This window comes from Ferruginibacter paludis (genome assembly GCF_030409685.1).
In the GTDB taxonomy this organism is placed as follows: domain Bacteria; phylum Bacteroidota; class Bacteroidia; order Chitinophagales; family Chitinophagaceae; genus Ferruginibacter; species Ferruginibacter paludis.
The window spans coordinates 331908-357308 of record NZ_JAUFQJ010000015.1; the positions used below are offsets into that span (position 1 = coordinate 331908).

General features: G+C 40.4%; 23 protein-coding genes. 17 read left to right on the top strand and 6 right to left on the bottom strand.

Annotated features, from left to right (window positions below):
* Window positions 1–61 precede the first annotated feature (61 nt).
* Window positions 62–1006 carry a UDP-3-O-(3-hydroxymyristoyl)glucosamine N-acyltransferase gene (locus QWZ08_RS22315; RefSeq protein WP_290339792.1) on the bottom strand — a complete coding sequence of 315 codons (945 nt, stop codon included), beginning with the start codon at window positions 1004–1006 and terminating at the stop codon, window positions 62–64.
* Window positions 1007–1577: 571 nt separating this feature from the next.
* Here QWZ08_RS22315 and QWZ08_RS22320 point away from each other — a divergent pair.
* The 5 genes from QWZ08_RS22320 to QWZ08_RS22340 all read left to right on the top strand — a co-directional run bounded on the left by QWZ08_RS22320 (window position 1578) and on the right by QWZ08_RS22340 (window position 5553).
* Window positions 1578–2192: a pseudouridine synthase gene (locus tag QWZ08_RS22320; protein WP_290339793.1), complete on the top strand. Its 615-nt coding sequence runs from the start codon at window positions 1578–1580 to the stop codon at window positions 2190–2192.
* Between the two features lie 65 nt (window positions 2193–2257).
* Window positions 2258–3133: a YicC/YloC family endoribonuclease gene (locus tag QWZ08_RS22325; protein WP_290339795.1), complete on the top strand. Its 876-nt coding sequence runs from the start codon at window positions 2258–2260 to the stop codon at window positions 3131–3133.
* 81 nt (window positions 3134–3214) lie between these two features.
* Window positions 3215–3715 (top strand): gliding motility lipoprotein GldH, encoded by a 501-nt coding sequence (locus QWZ08_RS22330; protein ID WP_290339796.1) that lies wholly within the window; start codon window positions 3215–3217, stop codon window positions 3713–3715.
* Between the two features lie 117 nt (window positions 3716–3832).
* A complete protein-coding gene (locus QWZ08_RS22335; RefSeq protein WP_290339797.1) occupies window positions 3833–4813 on the top strand; it encodes a sensor histidine kinase in 981 nt (326 codons plus the stop codon).
* Between the two features lie 32 nt (window positions 4814–4845).
* On the top strand, window positions 4846–5553 hold the full coding sequence (locus tag QWZ08_RS22340; protein ID WP_290339798.1) for a response regulator transcription factor: 708 nt from the start codon (window positions 4846–4848) through the stop codon (window positions 5551–5553).
* A 4-nt stretch (window positions 5554–5557) separates the two neighbouring features.
* Here QWZ08_RS22340 and QWZ08_RS22345 read toward each other — a convergent pair whose 3' ends face one another.
* Window positions 5558–7462 (bottom strand): BatD family protein, encoded by a 1905-nt coding sequence (locus tag QWZ08_RS22345; protein ID WP_290339799.1) that lies wholly within the window; start codon window positions 7460–7462, stop codon window positions 5558–5560.
* Window positions 7463–7588: 126 nt separating this feature from the next.
* Window positions 7589–8290 carry an SDR family oxidoreductase gene (locus tag QWZ08_RS22350; protein ID WP_290339800.1) on the bottom strand — a complete coding sequence of 234 codons (702 nt, stop codon included), beginning with the start codon at window positions 8288–8290 and terminating at the stop codon, window positions 7589–7591.
* A gap of 322 nt (window positions 8291–8612) precedes the next feature.
* Here QWZ08_RS22350 and QWZ08_RS22355 point away from each other — a divergent pair, with 322 nt between their 5' ends.
* The 4 genes from QWZ08_RS22355 to QWZ08_RS22370 all read left to right on the top strand — a co-directional run bounded on the left by QWZ08_RS22355 (window position 8613) and on the right by QWZ08_RS22370 (window position 12883).
* Window positions 8613–9311, top strand: coding sequence for a YjjG family noncanonical pyrimidine nucleotidase (locus tag QWZ08_RS22355; RefSeq protein WP_290339801.1), 699 nt, complete (start codon window positions 8613–8615; stop codon window positions 9309–9311).
* A 95-nt stretch (window positions 9312–9406) separates the two neighbouring features.
* Window positions 9407–10711, top strand: coding sequence for a UDP-N-acetylglucosamine 1-carboxyvinyltransferase (gene murA / locus QWZ08_RS22360; protein ID WP_290339802.1), 1305 nt, complete (start codon window positions 9407–9409; stop codon window positions 10709–10711).
* Window positions 10712–10979: 268 nt separating this feature from the next.
* On the top strand, window positions 10980–11552 hold the full coding sequence (gene gmk, locus QWZ08_RS22365; RefSeq protein ID WP_290339803.1) for a guanylate kinase: 573 nt from the start codon (window positions 10980–10982) through the stop codon (window positions 11550–11552).
* Window positions 11553–11596: 44 nt separating this feature from the next.
* Window positions 11597–12883 (top strand): hemolysin family protein, encoded by a 1287-nt coding sequence (locus tag QWZ08_RS22370; RefSeq protein WP_290339805.1) that lies wholly within the window; start codon window positions 11597–11599, stop codon window positions 12881–12883.
* Between the two features lie 293 nt (window positions 12884–13176).
* On the opposite strand, the gene QWZ08_RS22375 is transcribed toward QWZ08_RS22370, so the two are convergent.
* The 3 genes from QWZ08_RS22375 to QWZ08_RS22385 all read right to left on the bottom strand — a co-directional run bounded on the left by QWZ08_RS22375 (window position 13177) and on the right by QWZ08_RS22385 (window position 18869).
* Window positions 13177–16344 (bottom strand): efflux RND transporter permease subunit, encoded by a 3168-nt coding sequence (locus QWZ08_RS22375; protein WP_290339806.1) that lies wholly within the window; start codon window positions 16342–16344, stop codon window positions 13177–13179.
* A 48-nt stretch (window positions 16345–16392) separates the two neighbouring features.
* Window positions 16393–17493: an efflux RND transporter periplasmic adaptor subunit gene (locus tag QWZ08_RS22380; protein ID WP_290339807.1), complete on the bottom strand. Its 1101-nt coding sequence runs from the start codon at window positions 17491–17493 to the stop codon at window positions 16393–16395.
* A gap of 104 nt (window positions 17494–17597) precedes the next feature.
* Complete coding sequence (locus QWZ08_RS22385; RefSeq protein WP_290339808.1) at window positions 17598–18869, bottom strand: TolC family protein; 1272 nt, start codon at window positions 18867–18869, stop codon at window positions 17598–17600.
* Window positions 18870–19020: 151 nt separating this feature from the next.
* Between QWZ08_RS22385 and QWZ08_RS22390 the strand changes: the two genes are divergently transcribed.
* The 8 genes from QWZ08_RS22390 to porG all read left to right on the top strand — a co-directional run bounded on the left by QWZ08_RS22390 (window position 19021) and on the right by porG (window position 25326).
* Window positions 19021–20124, top strand: coding sequence for a glycosyltransferase (locus QWZ08_RS22390; protein ID WP_290339810.1), 1104 nt, complete (start codon window positions 19021–19023; stop codon window positions 20122–20124).
* Between the two features lie 79 nt (window positions 20125–20203).
* Window positions 20204–20548: a gliding motility protein GldC gene (gldC, locus tag QWZ08_RS22395; RefSeq protein WP_290339811.1), complete on the top strand. Its 345-nt coding sequence runs from the start codon at window positions 20204–20206 to the stop codon at window positions 20546–20548.
* Between the two features lie 92 nt (window positions 20549–20640).
* On the top strand, window positions 20641–21093 hold the full coding sequence (locus QWZ08_RS22400; RefSeq protein WP_290339812.1) for a GatB/YqeY domain-containing protein: 453 nt from the start codon (window positions 20641–20643) through the stop codon (window positions 21091–21093).
* A gap of 11 nt (window positions 21094–21104) precedes the next feature.
* Window positions 21105–21641, top strand: coding sequence for a CvpA family protein (locus tag QWZ08_RS22405; protein WP_290339813.1), 537 nt, complete (start codon window positions 21105–21107; stop codon window positions 21639–21641).
* A gap of 88 nt (window positions 21642–21729) precedes the next feature.
* Window positions 21730–22515: an alpha/beta fold hydrolase gene (locus QWZ08_RS22410; protein WP_290339814.1), complete on the top strand. Its 786-nt coding sequence runs from the start codon at window positions 21730–21732 to the stop codon at window positions 22513–22515.
* Window positions 22516–22573: 58 nt separating this feature from the next.
* Window positions 22574–23236 carry a CBS domain-containing protein gene (locus tag QWZ08_RS22415; protein WP_290339815.1) on the top strand — a complete coding sequence of 221 codons (663 nt, stop codon included), beginning with the start codon at window positions 22574–22576 and terminating at the stop codon, window positions 23234–23236.
* 254 nt (window positions 23237–23490) lie between these two features.
* On the top strand, window positions 23491–24369 hold the full coding sequence (locus tag QWZ08_RS22420) for an NAD kinase (protein WP_290339816.1): 879 nt from the start codon (window positions 23491–23493) through the stop codon (window positions 24367–24369).
* A gap of 96 nt (window positions 24370–24465) precedes the next feature.
* Window positions 24466–25326, top strand: coding sequence for a type IX secretion system protein PorG (gene porG / locus QWZ08_RS22425; RefSeq protein WP_290339817.1), 861 nt, complete (start codon window positions 24466–24468; stop codon window positions 25324–25326).
* Window positions 25327–25401 lie beyond the last annotated feature (75 nt).

Consider the following 25401-nt stretch of genomic DNA (forward strand, 5'->3'; position numbering starts at 1 on the left):
GATAATCTTTATTACGTAATTGTCTAGTATGCCTTCTGCTTTAAGCTTTCTGCCTGAAGCCTTATTTACCCATGACCTTATCCCACAGCTGCGGAATTCTTTTGATCCATACCAGTTCCCTCCTGGCTAAAACTGCATCCTGGGCCGGGGTGCCCCAATAAGTTTTGTTACCCTCCAGGCTATGTGTTACTCCTGATGTACCCAGCAGTACCGCATTGGCTCCAATGGTCAATGTTTTATTAACAACCACCTGTCCCCAAAGTGTAACACCATCTTCAATGATAACACAGCCAGCAACAACTACCTGAGCAGCGATCAAACAGTTTTTTCCAATCACCGTATCGTGACCAATATGCACCAGGTTATCAAACTTGGTTCCTTTACCAATTTTTGTGACTGCACTCACACCCCGATCGATGGTACAACCGGCTCCAATTTCTACATTGTCTTCAATTAAAACGATGCCGCAACTGCTCATTTTTTTGTACCAAACGTCCCTGTTTTTTTTGGTGTTGAAATAGAAGGCGTCGCTGCCGATCACAGTGCCGGAATGTATCTCTACTTCATCGCCCAAAATGCAATTATCATAAATACTAACATTAGGATGAATGATGCAATTTTTACCAATGCGCACATTGTTTCCAACAAAACAGTTTGGCATAATTACCGTTCCTTCACCTATGATAGCACTGTCGCTGATGGCTTTTAAGGATGCTTTGAAAGGTGAAAAATGTTCAACAATTTTACTGTATGCTTCAAAAGGATCCGCTACAATCAGCAATGCTTTTCCATCAGGCACCGTTGCTGTTTTATTGATGATGATAAAGCTTGCAGCGCTGTTAATGCACTTGTCATAATACTTTGGATGATCAACAAAAACAAGATCGCCTTCCATAACATTGTGTATCTCGTTGATGCCGGTAGCGGAGCCGTTTACATTACCAATTAATTCTGCACCAATGAAGGAGGCTATCCATTGTACAGAAACAGGAGAAGGGAATTGCATGCAATAAAATTTTTGTCAAAGGTAGGCTGCTTTGTTTTATAAGCGCAGCATCAAAATATTTGTATTGAAGCATCAAAAATGCACGCCGCAGTCAAAATTTTTCTAAATTTTTTTTCATCAAAAAAATCATAACAAGAGGTTCCGGTATGGCAAAATAAAAACCGCAATGGTGCTGATATAATTTATCACCGCACCTGATTACATAAACTACAAATCGCTGAAATACCTGTAAAATCAATACTTTCAGCGAACTGCTATTTTTCAATGCACATCAAAAATAAAATTGACTGCTTCCATTTTGCTCTCATCGTTTTGTAAGATGCGCTAAAACATGCAGCCCTTATCCACAGCTCAAAATAAAATGTGCATAAAATTTATTAAAATAATTTTTCAGATAGAATAAATTCTTTTTAATATTGTGTAAGGAAATTTATTTCCTGGTACTTACTAACCCATTAATATAACAAAGCCTGGCTATTAAACGTCGGGCTTTATTATTTTTACAACACATTCAGCCGGGTTTATTTTACTGCTCATTGTTCAATTTTATTCATCTATAATTTTCTTTCTGTTGGAATATTACTGCATCGTTTACAAACCGTTTAATGTGTTATCGCAATTTACATCTGGTGATGGTAAACAAACACTCGCTGATTATTTTGAAGTACCCAATGATGTGTATTCAGCAGGAAGACTGGATTACGACAGTGAGGGTTTGCTTGTACTTACCAATGATAAAAAACTCAATCATCAATTACTCAATCCATCCTTTGCACACGAACGGGAATATTGGGTGCAGGTAGATGGAGCAATAACGGATGAAGCGATGCATGATTTACAAATGGGCGTCGACATCAATGTGGATGGAAAGATGTACCGTACAAAAAAATGCAAGGTGGCTCCGTTTAAAACTGCACCTGTTGTACCTGATAGAAATCCACCTATCCGCTTTAGAAAAAACATACCCACCAGCTGGATAAAAATGATTCTTACAGAAGGTAAGAACAGGCAGGTAAGAAAGATGACAGCGGCAGTTGGATTTCCCACCTTGCGATTGATTCGCTACCGCATAGAAAAGTGTAGCATTGATGCCCTGCAGCCCGGCGAAATGCGCATACTAACTTCCGGCGAAGCATACCATTTTCTCTTTAATGGTAAAAATGATCCGCTTAAAGTAAACAAATGAGTTTATTCCTATAACTTGTAGCCTCTTTAATACAACATTGCAACTTATAAAATAATAACCGCACTATGCTTAAATCAATGACTGGCTTTGGCCGGGCAGAACAAACAGTAAATGATAAAACATTTTTGGTAGAAATAAAGTCATTGAATGGCAAACAGTTTGAAATGCAGTTGCGGCTGCCGCCATTGCTTCGTCCGTATGAATTTGAAATACGCAATATTTTACAGGAGCAATTGGTAAGGGGCACTATTGATTGTGTAATCACCATCAAACAAAATGGCACTTCCAAACCGGTTAACATCAATACTGATTTAATCAAGGCTTATTACCGCCAGATTGAAGAGCTGGCAGGTGAACTAAGTATTGATACCAATTCTGTTTTAAGTGCCTTGTTGCGCCTCCCTGAGGTGGTAACTCCCACCAACGACATGCTGAATGATACCGATTTTGAAGACTTTAAAAAAGTGTTGCAAACAGCCCTCACAGAATTAAATAAGCACCGGGAAGAAGAAGGTGCCAGCCTGGAGAAGGATCTTATTAAACGCATTACCAACATCAATGCGCAGGAAGAAGCCATCGTACTACTGGAACCCAACCGCATGAAACGCATCCGCGAAGAAATAGTACAGCTGCTGGAAGAACATGTAGGCAAAGAAAATTATGATGGCAACAGGCTGGAGCAGGAACTGATTTACTACATCGAAAAAATTGACATTCACGAAGAGCAGGTTCGGTTAAAACAACACTGCGAATATTTTATAAGCCTGCTGGCAGACAAGGATGAAGCAAAAGGTAAAAAATTATCGTTCGTGATACAGGAAATTGGCCGTGAAATTAACACCACAGGCAGTAAGGCGTATGATGCCGGCATTCAGAAGTGCGTGGTAACAATGAAAGATGAGTTGGAAAAAGCAAAAGAACAGGTGCTGAATGTGTTGTAATATCATTTGGATACTTCGGCGATAGACGATAGAGGCAGTGGCTAATCGCTAAAGAGTTTTATTTTTGTATAAATTTTTGTTGTGAGCATAAAGGCATATTTACCCGTTACAAATCATCGTTTTTTATTTGCCACCATTCTTGTTGCAAGTATGTGGCTCACCGCCTGCAAAAGGATGGATGTGTTTGAAAAAAATGTGGTGATACCCAACAACCAATGGGCATTTAGTTTAGAACCTGTTTTTGATTTTACCATACAGGACACTACCGCTTCGTACAATATCTACATTGTATTACGCCATACGGATGCTTACCGGTACAACAATATCTGGCTTAAAGTAGGCACCCAGTCGCCGGGAGATAAAATGCGTACCCAGCAATTTGAATTGCAACTGGGCTCGGATGCAAGGGGCTGGGAAGGGACAGGCATGGATGATATCTGGGAAGTAAGAAAATTAATTACCAGCTCCCCGGTAAAGTTCAACAAGCCCGGCACTTACAGGTTCCAGGTTGGTCAAATCATGCGGGAAAATCCTTTGCCGAACATTATGAATGCCGGAATCCGGATTGAAAAAGTGCAGTAGATTGCTTCGTCGATAATGGTTGTAAATAAATTTTTTCCTGTTACCTTATCCAAAGAAGTATTTATATAGCTTGCCCAACTACCATCAAAGTCAATTTAATAACACCATGATATTATAATGACATTTCCCTCTTTTAAAACAAAACGTTTACGGCTGATTTTTGCGGTGTACTGGGTGTTGCTGATCTATATTGTATCGGCCCTGATGTATTGGTTTATTGCCCTTAACAGGCAGAACCACCAGATGATACAATTTGAAACAGAGCAGCTGAAAAAGGACAGTGCCGGTTATTATGATGCCATTCAGCAATTGAATGCAGCAGAAAAAAGAAAGACAATTCAATACATTGGCGAAGGCAGTATTTTTTTGTTGCTGATACTGGCCAGCGCCGTTTTTATTTACCGTGCGGTAAGGCAGCAGCTGATCTCCACTCAGCAGCAACAAAATTTTATGATGGCCATTACGCATGAATTAAAAACGCCTATTGCCGTAACCAAGTTAAATTTAGAAACCCTGCAAAGACGAAAGCTGGACGAAACACAACAGCAAAGACTGTTGCAGAATACCATACAGGAAACCAACCGCCTCAATGCGCTTTGTAACAATATGCTGCTGGCATCGCAGATAGAAGCCGGCGGATACAGTATAACAAAGGAAGATATTAACTTAGCAGAATTGGTAAACGAGTGCGTGCAGGATTGTATCATCCGCTACCCGCAACGGCAGATTAAAGCCAGCATTGGCGAAAATATATTTATAATGGGCGATCGCCTGTTGTTGCAAATGGGCGTAAATAACCTGATTGATAATGCCATCAAATATTCCCCCAAAGAGACGCCGGTATACATCTTGTTGAAAGAACAAAATAAGGAAATCAGTTTTTCGGTGAAGGATGAAGGAAAAGGAATTGATGATACTGAAAAGAAAAAAGTGTTTGATAAATATTACCGCACCGGTAACCAGGCAACAAAGGGCGCCAAGGGAACCGGGCTGGGTTTGTATCTTACAAAAAAAATTGCGCAGCAACACAATGCAACAGTTTTATTGACGGATAATGTACCCGCTGGCTGTAATTTTACCATTCTTTTCAGGCAATAGCTATTGCAGGTATAAACAATAAACAAATTAAGATGGCAGAAAATAAGATTTCGATTTTACTGGTGGAAGATGAAGAAAATCTGCAGGAAGCTTTAAAGCTGAATCTGGAACTGGAAGACTATGAAGTAACCTGCGCTTCTGACGGGCTGGAAGCATTGAAAGCGGTACAGCAGGAACATTTTGATTTGATGATACTGGACGTGATGTTACCGGAGCTGGATGGCATCAGTGTTTGTGAAAGCATCCGTTTGCAAAACAATGATATTCCCATTTTAATATTAAGTGCCAAAAACAGCAGTGCTGACCGGGTACTCGGTTTAAAAAAAGGCGCCGATGATTATTTAACCAAACCTTTTAACCTGGAAGAATTATTGTTGCGGGTAAATAAACTGGTGGCAAAAAGCAAGCGCCTGGCAATCAGAAAACCGCTGGAACAAATTTATAAATTCGGTAAAAACCAGGTAGACTTTAAAGCCCTGGAATGCATTACCAAAGATGGTGAAGTGATTGAGTTAACAAAAAAAGAAATCATGCTGCTAAAGCTGCTGATTGAAAATAAAAATGAAGTGGTTACCAGGGAAAAAATTTTACAGGCTGTATGGGGCTACAATGTATATCCTACTACCCGTACCATCGACAACTTCATTTTAAGCTTCCGTAAATATTTTGAAGAAGACAGCCGCAATCCAAAATACTTTCATTCTGTAAGAGGCGTGGGATATAAGTTTACAGAGGTCTGAATCATTAAACCGCATCAAAAGCACGAATAATGTTAGTGGCTGTCTGGTACATTTCCTGCATTTTATTTTCATCTGTAAAGGGCGTATACAATTGCCACTCTATATCATCCAGTAATTGTTGTACCTGCAGGCTTGTACCGACACCAATACCTTTTTTATCCAGTTCCTCAGCAATTCTTTTTTTATTGATTGTTTCTACGGGAACAGCCAGGCGGCTGGCTAAAAACCGGCGCATTTCGGCATTCAGTGTTTCATAAAATGGTTTGCTGTTCTGTTGCACCAGGTGATATTCTGTATGTGCCAAAGGATTGGCAGGTAGTTGTTCCTCTTTTTTTGTTTCAGCTAATTTAATTGCTTCTTGTTCCGCTTTACGGTTAACTGCTACTACATGTTCTTTGCTGTTTTCTTTCTTAACCCAAAAAAACAAACCTGCAAAAATCAAGAGTGCTACCGGAATAATAATCCAAAGCCGGTTGCTGAAAATAGTAGCCGAAACACGCTCGTTGGTACTGCGGTCATCAGCAACATATTTTGCAGTATTGTTCTTCCCGGTTCCTGCCGTAACGGTAATGGTTACAGGTTTGGTGCTGATTATTTTATAACTGTGTTGTACCGGATCAAAGTAACTGTATTCAACTGCGGGCAACGTATAGGTTCCTGCTTTTTTAACTGTGAATGAATATTCAAAACCCTTGCTGCCGCTGATTGGTACGTCCAGTTTATTGAGTGATTCTACCACTCTTGGTTCGTAACTTTCAATGCCATCAGGCCATTTAATTTCCGGGGCGTTCAGTAAATTCATATTGCCACGACCAGTAATGGTAAACTGAAATTTGCCGGCATCATCCGTTGAAAAAGTTGATTTTTCTACACCGGCATCCAAAGTAAAACTACCAACAGCACCGTTAAAAGAAGCAGGCTTGTTTGTATCTGGTAATGGCTTCACATTAATGATCAGCGGCTTGCTTTGCAGCGTAACTTTTTCATCCTGCATGGCATCAGCCGGCAAGCCGGCAAAACCCAAATCTTCCAGCAACGCATCTGTACTTCCGCGGCGGCTTTTAAAATAATCTTCCTTCACAAAATGAATGGTGTTTTCTACTTCCGCAATTTCTGCTTCCATGGCGCCGGCCTGCAACGGATACAATTGCGACTTGCGCAGCGTATACACATTATATTCTTTGCCGTTCAATTTTTCGGTGGCATAATATGGCCGGCCGGGCTGGCTCAGGTCAACAACAGAAAAGCCATTGAAGGAAGGATTTTTGGTGATATTACTTTCCGATTTTAACCGGGTATACAATTTATAATTTACTACCACCGGTTCACCAACATAACAGCTTGTTTTATCTGCATCTACTTTAATAAAAATATTTTTAGCAACCTTCTCCTGCACATTTTCTCCCTTCTTTAAAATATAATCCCTGTTATCCGCACGCGGCATGCCGTCGTCGTATAAAGAGGATAGGCCACTAAAGGGAAAGTTGCCGCTGTTTCGGTTGGAAGCAGCCGATGATGTTGCATTGGTAACCTGTAATTTTACCGCATTGCTTTTAAGTGTTTTGCCATCCGCTTTTGCAATGGCTTCACCAATGGTAAAATTACCTTTTGCTCTGGGTTGCAGCTCGTAGGTAAGGCCGATAGATTGCCTGGTAACGCCATTCACGGTTTCAACACTGCTCTCCTGGTTGGGGCCGCTTACTACAATAAAATCTTTAAATGAAGGGGGAATTATTTGCTGTACATCCTGTGCATTTTCAACCATCAGCCGCAATTCGGTTGTTTCATTTTTACCAATTACAGCAGGCGAAACGGAAGCCGAAAACCGCACCTGTGCCAGTACATTGCACTGGCAAAAAAAGCACGCTAATAAAATCAATAGTAATAATCTCTTCGATAAAGCATTCATAATAACTGGTAATACAAAAGTAAATTATAGCGAAGCTGTAATGTAACAGAAAAATAGAAATGATTGTAAAAAACTGTTAAATGAAGCTGCCTTAATGTGACCTTGAATTGTTCTTTGTTAACCACACTAAAGATCGCCCAACTGAGGCCGTATCACAATATCCTCCACCACAGCCTGCAGAGATAATTTAGTGGCTGCTATAATCATGGCAGCAATATCATTGGCTTCCATAATCCGGTGGTTGCTGTTATCAAAATCTCCCCACGAATCGGTCATTACGGCACCGGGATAAACCGCTGTTACTTTAATATTATAAGGCTTCAACTCTTCCCGTAAATTTTTACTAAACCCCATAAGCGCAAATTTGCTGATGCTGTAACTGCCACCATTTGCGTAAGCCTGTAAAGATGCAATGGAACAAAGGTTAAAAATATGTCCCTGTTTGGCCGCCATCATCGCAGGCAGCAACTGTCTTGTAAGCTGGTAGGCACTGTACACATTAACCGCCATCATTTGTTCCAGCAGGCCTTCCGGTTCATTATATACACTGCCCGGCAAAAATTGTCCCGCGTTATTGATCAGCACATCTGCAGTACCCGCTTTTTGTAAAATCCATTCAGCAAATTTTTTATTGTCTTCCTTATTGGCAACATCTGCCACCATGGCGTTAATGGTACTGTCGGGATATTTTACCTGCAGTTCTGCCACCGTATTGTAAAGGGCCACTTCGTTGCGGGCACATAAAAAAAGTTCGTGATTGTCTGCGGCAAAAGCGGTAGCCACAGCTTTACCAATTCCTTTAGAAGCTCCTGTTATTACTATATTCATGGTAAAAAGGTTAACAGCTGCGCTGTGTAAAATGTTTGTTCAAAAAATAATTGTCCGGGCTAAGAAGCAATGTGGTACTTCATTGGCGTCGCACACTTGTACAATATTGCTTTATTCAACTTCAGCCATCGGGGCCGAAGTTACGGCACTGCCAGCAGGTTTTAAAAATGCCGTCTGTGCAGGCTGCATCATTTTATAACAATACCTTTTATAAATGCCATACATGATTTACCATTAGCTTTGCAAAAATAGTGACAGCGTTAAAATAACCAGCCCTGTCTTCCGTTGGGAGACCAGCGAAATACTCAACCATTCCATAAACATGCCCGAATACAAACATTTATTTTTTGATCTTGACCATACCTTATGGGATTTTGATGCCAACGCCAAAGAAGCGCTGATTGAAGTGTACGACCATTTTGAACTGGAAGCAAAAGGCGTTCATCCCTTTGTTGATTTTTATAAACACTACCTGCACCACAACGAAATTTTATGGGACAGGTACCACAAAGGGTTTATCACCAGCGACGAGTTAAAATGGAAGCGCATGTGGCGTACCATGCTGGAGTTTAAAATTGGCAGCGAGCAACTGGCCAGGGATATGAGCGTACATTTTTTAGAGCGCTTACCTGTAAAAAAAATACTGTTTCCGCATACCATTGAAATATTGGACTACCTCACCGCCAAAGGATACGTGCTGCACCTCATCACCAACGGTTTTGAAAAAACGCAGTGGAGCAAAATCAACAACAGCGGGCTTAATAAGTACTTTACGCACATGATCACATCAGAAGCAAGCAACAGCCTGAAGCCGAAAAAAGAAATTTTTGACTTTGCTTTGCAAAAAGCCGGAGCCTCGCTGGCGGAAAGCATTATGCTGGGCGATAACCTGGATGCCGATATTCAGGGCGCCATCAATGCGGGCATGGACTGTGTATTTGTAAATCACTTGAAGATAAGCACCGATATCAAGCCAACTTACATCATCCATCACCTGGAAGAGCTGGAACAAATTTTTTAAATAAAAAGCTGGTTCGATAATTGAATCAGGGTTTTTTATATAAAATAGGTACTTTCATTTTTTTATTATTGTTCATTTTATAGCAGCACAAATTTATGAGCTCATTCGAAGTAAAGGGTGGCAAAAAACTGTCGGGAGAAATTACACCGCAGGGTGCCAAAAACGAAGCATTGCAGATTATTTCAGCGGTATTACTTACGGCTGAAAAGGTCACCGTTACCAATATCCCTGACATTATTGATGTAAACCTGCTGATAGAACTGCTGGGAGAAATGAACGTAAAAATAGACCGTGTAAGCAGAGATACCTGTATTTTTCAGGCCGATGATGTAAATGTTGACTATTTAAACAGCGACGACTATCATAAAAAGAGCGGCAGGCTGCGGGGCTCTGTGATGCTTGCCGGCCCTATGCTGGCAAGGTTTAAAAAAGCCTTTTTGCCCAAACCCGGAGGTGATAAAATTGGCAGAAGGAGATTGGATACGCACATCATGGGATTTGAAAAACTGGGTGCGGCTTTTCAATACAATCCTGATGGATATTTTTACCTGGCCGCACCTGAATTAAAAGGCGCCCACATTGTGCTGGACGAGCCAAGTGTAACCGGAACTGCCAATATTTTAATGGCGGCGGTGATGGCCAAAGGTGTTAGTACCATTTACAATGCAGCCTGCGAACCGTACCTGCAGCAGTTATGTAAAATGCTCAACCGCATGGGGGCTAAAATAATTGGTATATCAAGCAATATGCTCACCATTGATGGAGTAGATGAGCTTGGTGGTACTGACCATCGCCTGTTGCCGGACATGATTGAAGTAGGGAGTTTTATCGGCCTTGCTGCCATGACGCAGGGAGATGTCACCATAAAGGACGCAGGGCTGGAACACCTCGGCATCATACCGGAAAGATTCCAGCAGCTGGGTATACAAATGGAATTTATCGGCGATAATATTCATATTCCTTCGCAGGATTTATATGAAATTCAGAAATACATGGATGGAGGTATATTGACCATCTATGATCATCCCTGGCCTGGGTTTACGCCGGATTTACTAAGCATTGTACTGGTAACCGCCATACAAGCCAAAGGCAGTGTATTGATTCACCAGAAAATGTTTGAAAGCCGTTTGTTTTTTGTAGACAAATTAATTGATATGGGCGCCCAGGTAATTTTGTGCGATCCACACCGGGCGGTTGTAGTAGGGCTGGAAAGGGAACAACAGTTGCGGGGCATCACCATGAGCAGTCCGGATATAAGGGCCGGCGTAGCTTTGCTCATTGCGGCCTTAAGCGCAGATGGCAAAAGCGTTATCCAGAATATTGAGCAAATAGACCGCGGTTATCAAAATATAGATGCCAGGTTGCAGGCATTAGGCGCAGATATTAGAAGGGTGGGTTAGTTGCTGGATTGTAAAGTTGTTTTATTGTTTTTGGCACATTGTAAACAGGGCAGCTATTTTTATCCGAAGTCTCGAATAACAATTCCAACCATGAGCCACTCAACCATAAATGTTTTATGGCTTGGTTGTTTAACTTTTAAACAGGGTAGATGTTTTTTTATCGGAAGCTGCAAATAACAATATAACAATTCACTCCTTCAACAATTCATCCATTTAACCATTCAGCAATTCAACCCCAACAATTGCCTTTTCTTTCCTTTCTTTGCAAATGGCCATCCCAAACAAAATCATCATTATTACTGCGCCGTCGGGTGCAGGCAAAACGTCCATCACGCAACATTTAATGCGTGTTTTTCCTCAACTTGCTTTTTCTGTTTCGGCTGCAACCAGGCAGGCGAGGGGCAGTGAAAAAAATGGAGTAGACTACCATTTTATGAGTACAGAGGAGTTTAAACAAAAAATTCAGCAAAACGAATTTGCTGAATGGGAGATGGTATATGAAGGAAAATATTACGGCACTTTAAAGAGCGAACTGCAACGCATTTGGGATGCTGGTAAAATACCTATCCTTGATATTGATGTAAAAGGAGCCATTCATGTTAAACAGCAATATCCCGAATCTGCCATCAGCCTGTTTATTGTGCCACCCTCTGTGGATGCTTTAAAAACCCGTTTAGAAAGCCGCGGTACAGAAACACCGGAATCACTGGCAGCACGTGTAAACAAAGCTGCCTACGAAATTTCTTTTAAAGACCAGTTTGATGAGCAGATTGTTAATGATACACTGGAACATGCGTGCAGCGAAGCGGAGCGCATTATCGGCGCTTTCATAGAACGGTAAATTCATTTGGTGTTCAAATCAATGTTTGTTATTATTTTTACTATATGGACTGGATAGCACTTTTTGCGATTATAATTTCTTTACTCCTCATTGGCTTTTTCTCCGGGATAGAGATTGCTTTTGTATCTGCCAACAAGCTGTCAATTGAACTGCGAAAAAAGCAAGGCTCCTACAGCGGCAGAACCTGGGGCGATTTTGCGGACAAGCCGGCCCGTTTTATTGGCACCATGCTGGTGAGCGTTAATATTGTACTGGTAGTATATGGTTTACTGGTGGGCGAATTTTTATATCCACTCTGGCATTACATCGAATTAAAGCTGCCGGTGGCACTGGCCGATTATGTAAAGTATATCAAACTGCTGGTAGAAACAATTTTGTCAACACTTATTGTACTGTTTGTAGAATTTGTATTTAAAGCATTCTTCAGGGCAACCAACGAAAGCATTTTAAGCAGCGGTTTCATTGCTTACATTGTGCAGTTCTTTTTTGCCGCCTTTTCTGCGATCTCTACTTTTTTTGTCAACATTGCAGAGTGGGTGTTGCGCTATATTTTTAATGTAAGGCTGAGTGATAAAAAAGAAGTGTTTACGAAGATAGACCTGGAACATTTTATCCAGCAAAGCAAGCATCATGATGAAGAAGATACCAGCGACATCAACAAGGAATTATTTGAAAATGCCTTGTCGCTGAGCGAAATTAAAATAAGGGAATGCCTGATACCCCGTAAGGAAATTGAAGGCGTAGACATTACCCGCAATATTGATGAGGTTAAAAGTATTTTTATCCAGACAAAACTGAGTAAGCTGGTGGTGTATGATAAAAATATTGACAATATCCTGGGCTATATTCACCAGTTGGATCTGTTTAAAAATCCATCGGATGTACGATCTATATTATTACCCATACCGGCAATCCCTGAAAGTATGAGTGCTACTGACCTGATGAATAAATTCAGCAGGGACAGAAAAAGTATTGCCTGGGTCGTGGATGAATTTGGCGGTACTGCCGGGATAGTAACCATGGAGGATTTGCTGGAAGAGATTTTCGGCGATATCCGTGATGAACACGATACCGAAGAGTTTGTAGAAAAACAACTGGCCACCAACGAATTTATTTTCAGCGGAAGACTTGAGCTGGATTACATTACGGAGAAATATGAGCTTGAATTTCCGGACAGGGCTGATACTGAAACACTGAGTGGTTTTATAATTCATAACCGGGATGAAATACCCAAACAGAAACAAACTTTCACCATTGGAAATTACCAGTTCGACATTTTAAATGTAAGCGATACCCGTATCGATACGGTGAAATTAAGAGTGTTGAAGTAGGGCGCCTGCCCATACCCTGAAGGAGAGTTATTTGACGACTGTAATTTCAACCAGGTATTTTATTAGCCATCCTTATACTGCCAATTTCCGCCGCGTAATCAGCAAGCTTTTCGGATTGAAGACGTACAGCAAAGCTGAAAAAGTAAGAGGGCGATGCAACGATGATCCACAAATATGCTTAGTCCGGACAATCATTTTTACAAAACTGCTCCACAAATACGTTGGTAAAATTGTGGAGCAGCATACTGTTATGATAAGAAAGAAATCAGACATCTAAAAATCAGCCATTTGCTTTATTCATTTGGCTTTTCCACCTTACTTACCACCCGCATTTTTCTCAATAGTTTCCTGTTTTCCCTGTGGTGCATTAACTTAAATTCGAGTGCGTAAATAACTGGCAAAATTAATAGCGTGAGGATGGTGGAGGTTACCAGGCCGCCAATCACCACTACGGCCAGAGGCTTTTGCGTTTCACTTCCGATGCCGGTTGAAATAGCCGCGGGCATCAGGCCGATCATGGCCATCAGCGCCGTCATTACTACCGGGCGAACTCTTGATTTTACACCTTCCCTGATGGCATCATCCAGGTGCATTTTGGCATCCAGGTTTTTTCTGAAAACACTGATGAGAATTACACCGTTTTGAATACATACACCAAACAAAGCGATGAAACCAATGCCTGCACTAATGCTGAAATTAATACCCGTAATGTGTAAGGCCAGTATACCGCCAATCAATGCAAAGGGTACATTCATGATGGTTAAAAAAGCGTCTTTGGCATTGCCGTATGTTACAAAAAGAATTAAGAAGATAACCAGCAGGCAAATGGGCACTACTCTTGCGAGTGTAGCGGAAGCCCGTTGCTGGTTTTCAAACTCACCATTCCAGCTTAATTTATAGCCTTGTTTCAATTGCACTGCTTCATTTACTTTTTGTTGAGCGTCCGCAATCGTGCTTCCTAAATCTCTTCCGCGTACGGAAAATTTCACTGCAATATGCCGCATGTTATTATCACGAAAAATAAATGCAGGTCCGGTCAAAGTGCGGATGGAAGAAATTTCCTTCAGCGGAATTTTTGCACCGTCATTGGTAGGTACCATTAAATTTTCAATGGCTTCCTGCGATGCCCTGAACTCCTGCCGGTAGCGAAGCCTTACGTCAAATTTTCTTTCGCCTTCGTATAATTGTGTTGCGGCTTTACCACCAATGGCCATTTCAATTACGGCATTCGCATCGGCAGTATTGATACCATAAAAAGCCATTTTTTGCTGATCCAGTTCAATGCGAAATTCCGGTTGGCCGAGGTTACGCAACACGCCAAGGTCTTCAATGCCTTTTACTTTTTTCAACACGTCCATTACGGCATTGGCGGTGCTATCGAGTGTTAGAAAATCAGGTCCGAAAATTTTAACTGCCATGGCAGCATTCACACCTGCAACAGCCTCTTCTACGTTATCACGGATGGGTTGTGAATAGTTAAACACGATGCCGGGAAATTTACGCAACTGCACATCCATTTCATCTATCAACTGGTCTTCGGTTATTTTCCTTTTCCATGTTTTTTGTGGCTGAAGATCTACCTGTATCTGTACATTAAAAAATCCTTTGGGATCTGTACCATCATTGGTGCGCCCCACCTGCGAAAGCGTTTGTTTTACTTCGGGAAATTTTTGCAGGATGTCAACCATTTTATTGCTGACAAGATTGGCTTCTGATAGTGAAACACTCATAGGCAATTCTGCTTCTACCCATAACGCACCTTCATTCAGATCCGGTAAAAATTCTGAACCTAAAAATTTGGCAGAGAAAAAAGTAAGTACCATTACAATGATGGCAATGAGTACGCTTAATTTTTGATTTCGGTAAACAATGGCCAATAATTTTGCAACGCCGTTTTCGAAAAACAATACAATGGGATTGTGCTTTTCCCTAACATTTTTACGAAGCAAAATACTTGACAGCGCCGGTACCAATGTAAGGGTGAACAGCAATGCACCTACCAGCGCAAAGCCTAATGTATATGCCAGTGGCGAAAACATTTTGCCTTCAACTTTCTGAAAAGCAAAAATGGGAATCAGGCAGGTTATGATAATGAGTTTGGAAAAGAAAATGGACTTCCCCATTTCTGTTCCGGTAGTTTTAAAGAGGCCGAGTTTCGCTAACTTATTAAACTTCTCCATACCCACTTCGCGGGCCTTGTGGTCCATGGCAACGAATAATCCTTCTACCATTACGACGGCGCCGTCGATGATAATACCAAAATCAATGGCACCCATCGAAAGTAAATTAGCGCTCATGCCTTTAATGCGCATGCAGATAAAAGCAAATAGTAACGAGAGCGGAATGATGATGCTAACGGTAACGGTTGTACGCCAGTCGGCCATAAACAATAGTACGATAAGTGTTACCAGAATAATACCTTCAATCAAATTATGAATAACTGTTTCCTGCGCAAAATCCATCAGGTTGGTACGATCGTAAAAAGTATTAATTTTTACATCCTTTGGTAAAATATTATCGTTGAGATCTTTTATTTTCGCCCGTACATTATCCAATACTTCGCTTGGGTTTTCACCCTTTCGCATCACAATGATGCCTTCTATAACATCCGTTTGTTTGCCGTTTTTATCTGCTCTTTCAACTTGTCCCAGCCTGGGTTTGCCTGCTTCCACTACATTGGCTACATTCTTTATCAGCAATGGAACGCCATGTGTTTTTGTGATGATGATGTTTTGAATTTCATCCACATTATTTAATAAACCAATTCCTCTTACCAGGTAAGACTGGCCATTTTTTTCAATCACATCGCCGCCCACATTCACATTGCTTTTGGCGATGGCATTGTACACATCCAGCGAAGTAAGATTGTACTTCAATAACAGGTCAGGATTGACACTTACTTCAAAAGTTTTTTCTTCGCCGCCAAAACTATTTACATCTGCTACACCGGCTACGCTTTTAAACTGCCTGTCAAGTACCCAATTCTGTATAGTAGTTAAATCACGTATAGAGCGGGTTGCACTGCTTAATGTGTAACGGAATATTTCGCCGGTAGGGCCATAGGGAGGTTGTACATCGGGTTTTACACCGTCCGGCAAATCTGCGCCGCTTAATCGGCTCATTACCTGCTGGCGTGCAAAAGCATCATCTACATCATCATCAAAAATAATGCGGATGTAGGACAGACCAAAAGCTGAAGTTGTGCGCAGGTTGGATTTTTTCTGCACAGAATTCAGCACCGTTTCCATTGGGATGGTGATGAATTTTTCAACTTCCTCTGCGCTTCTGCCGCTCCATTGAGCGATGATAATAATTTGTGTATTGGTTACATCCGGAAAGGTTTCTATGGGCGTATTTTTATAACTGATTACCCCTATGACCACGAGAATGCCAGTCAGAAAAAACACCAGTATACGATGCCGTAAAGAAAAATATATTATTTGTTTGATGAACTTATTCATAACAGGTGTAAAAAACTTTTAAGAAAGCGGTGTGTAATAGGATGGATGTTATTTTTCCGTCAATGCACGGTAAAGCAATATCTGGTTGGCAGAAATTACTTTTTCGCCCGCCTGCAAACCGGACTTCAGATAAGCTTTATCACCGGAAATTTTAAGCAACTCTACCTGCTGTACTTTTAAATCGCATTTACCACGGTACAGCACTACATAATTGTTTCCGTTTTCTGAAACAATGGCTGTTGCAGGAATACTGATCGCATCCTGGCCTTCCTTATTTAAGACCGTGATGTTAGCGAACATTTCCGGCTTCAGTTGCAGGTTATCATTTTTTAAGCGAACTCTTATCTTCATCACTTTTGTCTCAGGGTCCAGTATCTGGCTCACTTTATCGATAATACCGGTAAAAATTTTATCAGGGTACGCAAGGGTTGTAACGTTGGCAGTATAACCCTCTTTTACTTTGGTAATATCTGTTTCATACACATTTGCCCAAACCCAAACTTCACTGATATCGCCAATGGTAAACATGTTTTCCGTATTGTCGGCACGGATAAATGCGCCGGCATTGATCTTTTTTTCAACCACGTAACCAGCAATAGGAGCGGTTATTACGTAAGAGCCGCCTATGTTGGTATGGCCGCCGCCATTGATACTGATTTGTTCTTTCAGCTTTTGAACAGCTGTAGCCGCCTTACTATAATTTTCTTTTGCCTCACTATATTCTCTTTCACTTGCAATACCATTTTTATACAGCGAAGCCTCATTATCCAATTGTCTTTTGGATATATTGTAGTCATTTTCCGCGGTTGAAAGATCACTGTAATTGCCAGCCACTTCCACACTCTTGATTGTTGCCAATACTTGTCCCTTATTTACTTTATCCCCTTGCGATACTTTTACTTCCATCACTTTGCCACTGCTGAAAGGAAACACTTTAACCACTTTACTGTCGCTGAAACTAATTTCACCGGAAAGTTTTAATGCATTTTCTATGTTGCCACTGGATGCAGAATCAATGTGTATGATCTGTTCCATGGAATCCGTAATGCAAATTTTTGCGTTTGGATCTGCTTCGGGTTCTTTCTTGTCTTTACAGGAGAATAAAATCGCAGCGAAAAAAAGCAAGGTGACTATTGGGGTTACTTTCATTGTATGTTTTGTATGTTGATGAGTTTTGTTAAGAGCGTTCTGTTTAAAAAAGATGGGGCTATTCTGTGAATCAATTAGCCTTTTTACTGAAGACGGGTTATAAATTAATCGAGTTTTATCACGTCGTTGCCTACGGTATAATTGAGGTCAGCCGCAGCATGCACTAAACCGTTGTGTTGTTCAAGCAGTTTTAATTTGGTGTCTTTATAAGCATCCATAAAATCGATAAACTCCAGCAGGCTTAACTGGCGTTGCTGATAACTTTGCAACATATTGGTAAACAACGTATCATACTGCTGAGAAAAATTTAACTGCTGCCTGTTGTTTACACTTTGGTAAAAAGTAAATTTGCTGGCCGCATTTGAAATTTCATTTTTTATTCTTTCGGTGGTAAGGTCTGTAACAGCCTGCTGTTGCTGTATAGAAAATTTGGCGGCTGCAATATTACCCTGGTTTTTATTAAAAATATTTAACGGTAGTGAAACCGCCAGCCCTACGTAATTATTGGCATAACTGCTGCGCTGATCATATTCCGTTCCGATACTGATATCAGGTTTTGCCAATGCTTTCTGGTATATAAGATTATGGTTTTGTAAAGCCAGTGCGGTTTGTGCCAGTCTGGCGTCGGGACGGTTTGCAATGGCCTGTTGCAGCAAAGCACTTGTATCGGGAATAGCCACGGTTGTAAGATCTCCAAATTTGTAATCAAAGTAAGGCGCTATAAATTTTTGCTCGTTGTTGTTGAGCAATAATTTCACTTCACTCTCAATGTTTATCAACTGGGCGTCGGTGGTTACCAGTTCGTTTTGCAAACTAAACAGCAATGCTTTTATACGCAGGTTATCTTTCACAGAAACATTACCGGCCTGCAGTAAAAGATCCATTCCTTTGGAAAGTTTATTGACCTCATCTATTTCTCCGGTATATACTTTTTTAATTTTCAGCAAATGACTCACTTCCAGCAAATCATTGTGCAGCGTGTAACGAAGCGTACGCAACAAGTCATCAAACTGTTCCTGGGAAATAGTGGTATTATCCGCGGCGAGCTGCGCTGCCTTATTTCTTTTGCCTGCAGTTCTTACCAGTTGCATTACCTGTACATATACTTGCCCGGCTGTCGCGTTGTGCTGAAAAAACTTACCGTCATAAATGTTTTGGTCTGTCGTCAGCACCGGGTTATCCCACAGTTTTGCCTGTTTGATCAGAGCTTTATTTACATCCACATTATACCTTGCCGCCAGCAATGACAGGTTGTTTTGTAAAAATATTTTTTCTGCTGCAGGGAATGACAGGGACAGGGTGTCGACCTTAGTTTGTGCGTTTACCCTGAAAAAACACAACACTGTGATAATAAAAAAAAGCGAAATCTTTTGCATGGGGTTATGATAGATTTTTCATCAATGGGCAAATATAGACTGGGCTTTGGTTAAGCGTTTATTAACAAAAGTTAACGACCGGTTAAGCAGATTAGTTGACAGACAGTTGTACAATTAGCAGGATAAGTTTGACAGGCCTATTTTTGCAGTAATGAACATAGTAGTAAATATCAATTCGATAAAAAAGGCGGCGGCGTTTGCTGAAGTGAATTTTATAAAGGATCGTTTTAATCAATTGTTTAAAGATCACCCTCAACACCATTTTTTTTTACTGGCTGCAGACCAAAATGACCTTGTGGCTTCCTTAAAAAACAGTTCCCTGATTCATGTGCCATATTACAGGAATCGTTTGCTGCAATCAATGTGGTATGACTACCGGTTGCCTGTTATCTTAAAAAAAGTTAAAGCTTCACTGTTTGTAAATCTGGAGGCTGTTTGTTCTTTCAGAACCACTGTGCCGCAATGTTTGGCGTTACCGCATTTTTCAGTGGTGCCTGACTCATATAGGTCACAGAAAAAAATGACGGTTCATTTTGATAAAGCTGCACAAATCATTACCAGTGCCCAGTGTTTTAAAAATAATATTTGCACTCAATACCAAATTGATGAAGAAAAAGTGCGGGTGATTTATAATAACGGAGATAACAACTTTAAACCGCTTGACCAGTCGGAAAAAGAGATTTGCAAAAACAAATATGCTGACGGTAAGGAATATTTTTTATTTACCGGTGAATTAACGGGCGACAATAACCTCACGAATTTATTAAAGGCATTTTCATTTTTTAAAAAAAGACAACAAAGCAACATGCTGCTGCTGATTGCCGCTACTAATTACAGTGCCGATAATGTGTTTGAAAAAAGCTTGCAGACATACAAATACAGAAACGAGGTAAAAGTACTGCCTAACCTTAACGGCACAGACCTTGGAATAATAACTGCTGCAGCCTATTCATTTGTTTATGCGACACGACAAAATACTTCCTATATTCCGGTACTTAATGCGATGCAGTGCGGAGTACCAGTGATTGTAAGCAACTCGCTGCTGATGAATGAAATTTGTGATGATGCGGCATTATTTACGGAACCTGCCGTTTTTGAAAATATGGCAGATAAAATGATGCTGATTTTTAAAGATGAAACCCTCCGAAATGTATTGGTTGAAAAATGCAAATTAAATGCGGCAAATTTTGATGCTGCCAGGGCCAGCCAATTACTTTGGCAATGTCTTGAAAAATGCGCTACCCTAAATGATTAAACACAAAGGCTTTATCTTTGCATCTGTAAATTTATCATTCAAATAAAGCAATCTGGAAAACAGGTAATATTAAAATTGTATGAACCAGTCTACTATAAAAATTGATGTATTATTGGATCCGGATAAAATTCCACAAAAAATAAGCTGGGCGGCCAGCGACAGTACAGCCGATATGGCCCAGCAAGCCAAAGCGATGTGTATTGCTTTTTGGGATGGCGCGGATAAAACAGCCTTAAGAATTGATCTTTGGACAAAAGATATGATGATGGATGAAATGGCGGACTTTTATTACCAGATGCTGATGACGATGGCCGATACTTTTAAAAGAGCTACACATCAGCATGAACTGAGTGATGATATGAAAAAATTTGCCAAAGAGTTTTTTGACAAATTCAGGGCAATACAGTTGAAAGAGCAGCAATAAAAAATAACGCCACCTGTTTGTGGTTGTATCAAATAAAATCATTATTAACGATATAAAAAAGTCCGGCATATAGATGCCCGGCAATTAAACATATGAATCTTGAACAGCAGATAATGAGTGAAATGAAAGATGCAATGAAAGCAAAGAACGAAGGCGTTTTAAGAGGCCTGCGTGCTATTAAAGCAGAAATCATAAAGGCGAAGACAGACCCGGGAGCCGGCGGTGAGATTGATGCTGCAACCGAACAGAAATTTTTACAAAAAATGATGAAGCAGCGCCGGGATTCACTGGAAATTTTTGAAAAACAGGGGCGGGAAGATCTGGCGGTAAAAGAGCGGGAAGAGATTGCTGTTATAGAAAAATTTCTTCCAAAGCAAATGACTGAAAGTGAAATTAAGGAGGCTGTTGCTGCAATTATTGCTCAAACCGGGGCAAGTTCGCCGGCGGATATGGGCAAAGTAATGGGTGTGGCCAGTAAACAACTGGCAGGCCTTGCTGATGGAAAAGTAATCAGCGCCATTGTAAAAGATTTATTGAGCAAATAATATAACATTTTTTGATAGACATTATTTTTGCCATATTGATTGTAATAGCCGTTATTAAGGGATATCAGAAGGGCTTTATTGTGGCAGTTTTTTCTATCGTGGCATTTATACTTGGCCTGGCTGCTGCACTAAAATTATCATCAGTTGTAGCAGTTTACCTGCAAAACAATGCAACCATATCAGCCTCCTGGCTACCTTTTATTTCTTTTGCCATCGTATTTGTTGTAGTGGCCGTATTGGTAAACATGGGCGGCAAGCTGATAGAAAAAACTTTTGAAATGGCCATGCTGGGATGGCTTAACAGAATTGGCGGCATACTATTATATATTGTTTTATACATCATCATTTTCAGCGTGTTTTTATTTTATGCAGATAAAATACACCTGTTCAGTGAAACTGCGATGGAATCATCCAAAGTATTTCCCTTCGTTAAGCCCTGGGCGCCGTTTGTAATAGATGGTTTTGGAAAAATCGTCCCGGTGTTTAAAGATATGTTTACACAACTGGAGGGATATTTTGAAAGCTTGTCTTCCAAAGTGGCTCATTAATTTGAGGCATTATTTTATTTACTGTAATTTTAACCCGAATCACTATTTTAGCGGTTAGTTATATCACCTGCATTTATCAGTTCCAACAATGAGTTACGAATTTAAACAAGACGGAAAATTTAAGTACATAGAAGTTGGAGAGGGGGAACCATTATTGTTGCTGCACGGATTATTTGGCGCACTGAGTAATTTTAAAGACCTGATTGAACATTTTCGCTTAACGCACAAAGTGATTGTGCCTATTCTTCCATTATTGGATCTTGATTTGCTTCATACATCTGTAGGTGGATTGGAAAAATTTGTTTTCCGGTTTATAGAGCACCGCAATTATAATAATATTCACTTATTAGGAAATTCGCTAGGTGGTCACGTTGCATTGGTACATATTTTAAAACATCCGGAAAGAATAAAATCATTGATATTAACCGGCAGTTCTGGTTTATTCGAAAACGGCATGGGAGATACTTACCCAAAGCGTGGCGACAAAGAGTATATCCGAAAGAAGACGGAGCTTACTTTTTATGATCCTGCCATGGCAACGGAAGAGTTGGTGAATGAAGTATTTGAAATAACCAACAACCGTATTAAGGTAATAAAAATAATTGCGCTGGCGAAAAGCGCAATTCGTAATAACCTGGGCGAAGAATTAAAGGATATTAAACAACCCACTTGCCTTATATGGGGTAATAACGATAGTATCACTCCCCCTTTTGTAGGCAAAGAATTTAATAACCTGATTCCAAACAGCGAATTGCATATTATCGACAAATGCGGGCACGCACCTATGATGGAAGTTCCGGAAGAATTTAACAGGGTGTTAGATGATTTTTTAGCAAAACAAAAAGCGCCCGCTGCAACAGTTAAACAAATTTAATTGTCCTATACTTAAAATAACTTTTTTACCGTTATAGTATTGCTACAATTGCTCTTTTATGCTTACAGCAGAACTGATTAATAATAATATTCCCAGACTGCAGTTGCAGGATTCTGTTGGTAAGGCCATTCGTCTTATCAATGATTACAGAGTTACGCACCTTCCTGTGGTAAATGAGGAAATTTATTTGGGGATGATCAGTGAGGACGATTTGCTGGATGCTTATGATGAAAAATCGGGTATTGAAATACTACAGGAGCATTTTGTACACGATTCTGTAAAAGATGATGTCCACTTTTTAAATGCGGTAAATTATACCAGCCTCCACGAAACTTCCATTGTGCCAGTTATAAGTAAAACCAATGCATTAACCGGTGTGATAACTGCACCTGATTTATTAAAGGCGATGGCCGCCTTTTCAGGATCAAGCGAATTTGGTGGCATAATCGTACTGGAAATGGAAAGGCAGCAGTTTTCCGTTTCGCAAATAAGCAGAATTGTAGAAAGCAACGATGCCGTTATTTTGAATCTCAACACTACAAGGCATGCGGATTCTGGAATGTTGACTGTGACGCTCCATCTGAACAAACAGGAAGTTTCTGCTATCGTTACTGCATTTGAGCGGTATGAGTATAGTGTGCTCTATTCTTTCGGAGACGAAAAATTTGAAGATAATATTGATACCAACTATCGCCACTTGATGAACTACCTGGATATTTAAGTATCGTCTTTCCATTCCTCCTATTGGTTTCCTTTTTTACAGGCTGATCTTAGATAGATTTTTTGACCCCTTCCTTTTGTAGTAATTAGCTCCTTCTGTTTTCAAAGAGGCGTATTTAAAAAATTAGTAAATAATTTTCGATTAAATTAGCAGACTAATATTTTACCACTAACTAATCAATGTTTTATAAATACAACGACACTAATTGTATGGCAATGCAGGTGTTTGTATAAGGTAATGATAAAAATAAAAAAATGAAAATTGCAATATATAGCCGGGGTATAGAAAACGACCAGCATAAGGATATTGAAACTTTTATGGAGGAACTGAAGACCTACAATGTTGAGCCTGTTTTTTTCCAGGATTTTTTTAACCAGTTTTATTCTGCCGTAAATATGCGGGGCAAATACGGCACTTTCAATGCTGCGGAAGATCTGGACGACAGTTATGATTTCATGATTAGCCTCGGTGGAGACGGCACATTGCTGGATACGGTTACCCTGATACAGGATAAAGGAATACCGGTATTAGGAATTAATTACGGAAGGCTGGGATTTCTTGCCACAATAGGCAAAGAAGATTTAGGCTCGGCCATTAAGGCATTAGTGGACAGAACTTATGTGCTTGATGAGAGAACCCTCATTCACCTGGATGCCGATCTTCCCTTGTTTGGCAATGCGCCATTTTGTTTAAACGAGTTTGTTATCCATAAAAAAGATACGTCATCAATGATAAAAATTCATACGTACTTAAATGGAGAATTTTTAAATACCTACTGGGCGGATGGCTTAATTGTTGCTACGCCTACCGGGTCAACCGGTTATTCACTAAGCTGTAACGGGCCAGTAGTGTTTCCTGAAAGCGGCAACTTTGTAATTACACCGGTAGCGCCTCACAATTTAAACATACGGCCCATTGTGGTGTCTGATGATAATATAATTTCGTTTGAAGTGGAAAGCAGAAGCGACGGGTTTTTATGCAGCCTGGATAGCAGGAGAGAATTGGTACCAAAGGAAGTACAACTCGCTGTTAAAAAAGAAGAGTTCTCAATAAACCTGGTGAGGTTAAATGAAAATAATTTTTTACAAACCCTGCGAAATAAACTTTCCTGGGGGCTCGATAAGCGCAATTAATTTTGGTTCCTGTCGTTAACTGCTGTTGCATAAACTTCTTTCATCTGGCAGGGGAATAGGCTGACTTATTTTAAAACAATTATTTACTTTGTAATTATGAAAAAAACCATCCTTTCTGTATCGTTGCTTTTTTCCCTGGTATCTGGGGTGATGGCTCAAAAAGAATATGGTACTGTTCAGCAGGGCGAGTTTGGCTTCACAGCTGGTGTGGCGCATTATTTTGGCGATTTAAACACAAGGGCAAAACTTAACAGGCTGAAACCGGCCCTGGGTATTTTTTACAGAAAACAGTTCAATAATTACCTGGGCCTGCGAGTGAGTGCACACTATGCTCAGCTTGGTTACAGCGACATTTACAGTAAAAATAGTTTTCAAAATACCAGGAATCTAAGCTTTAACTCTGATATCCTGGAATTTGCCGTTCACGGAGATTTTAACTTTTTAAAATATATCCCTGGTGACCCCGACTTTTCCTTCACTCCCTATGTAACACTCGGATTGGGGATTTTTAGCTACAATCCTTATGCATACTTAAACAACAAAAAAATATTTCTACGCCCGCTTGGCACAGAAGGACAGAATATAAAATATGTTGGTGCAGACGGTAAAGTAAGAAAACCCTATGGAAGTACGGCTATGTGTATTCCAATTGGTATGGGTATAAAATACAGTATCAACAGCAGCATGAACCTCTCTTTCCAAATTGCCGAACGCCTTACTACCACCGATTACCTGGATGATGTAAGTACTACTTATGTTGGAGCGGATAAATTTCCGCCTTTAAACGGACAGCCGTCTACAGCCGGTCTTTTGCAGGACAGAAGTTACGAAAAAGTGCCGGTGCCTATCGGAAACGAAGGCGTGCAGCGTGGCTGGAGCAAACAAAAAGATCAATACATTATTTTTGAAGTTGGACTGTCGTTTAACATCAGCAGTTATGTGTGTCCAAAACCCTGATTAGTGTTTTCCAAAATATAAAAATTGCCGCCGGAGATAATTCCGGCGTTTTTTTTTGGCTGAAGCATTAACGGT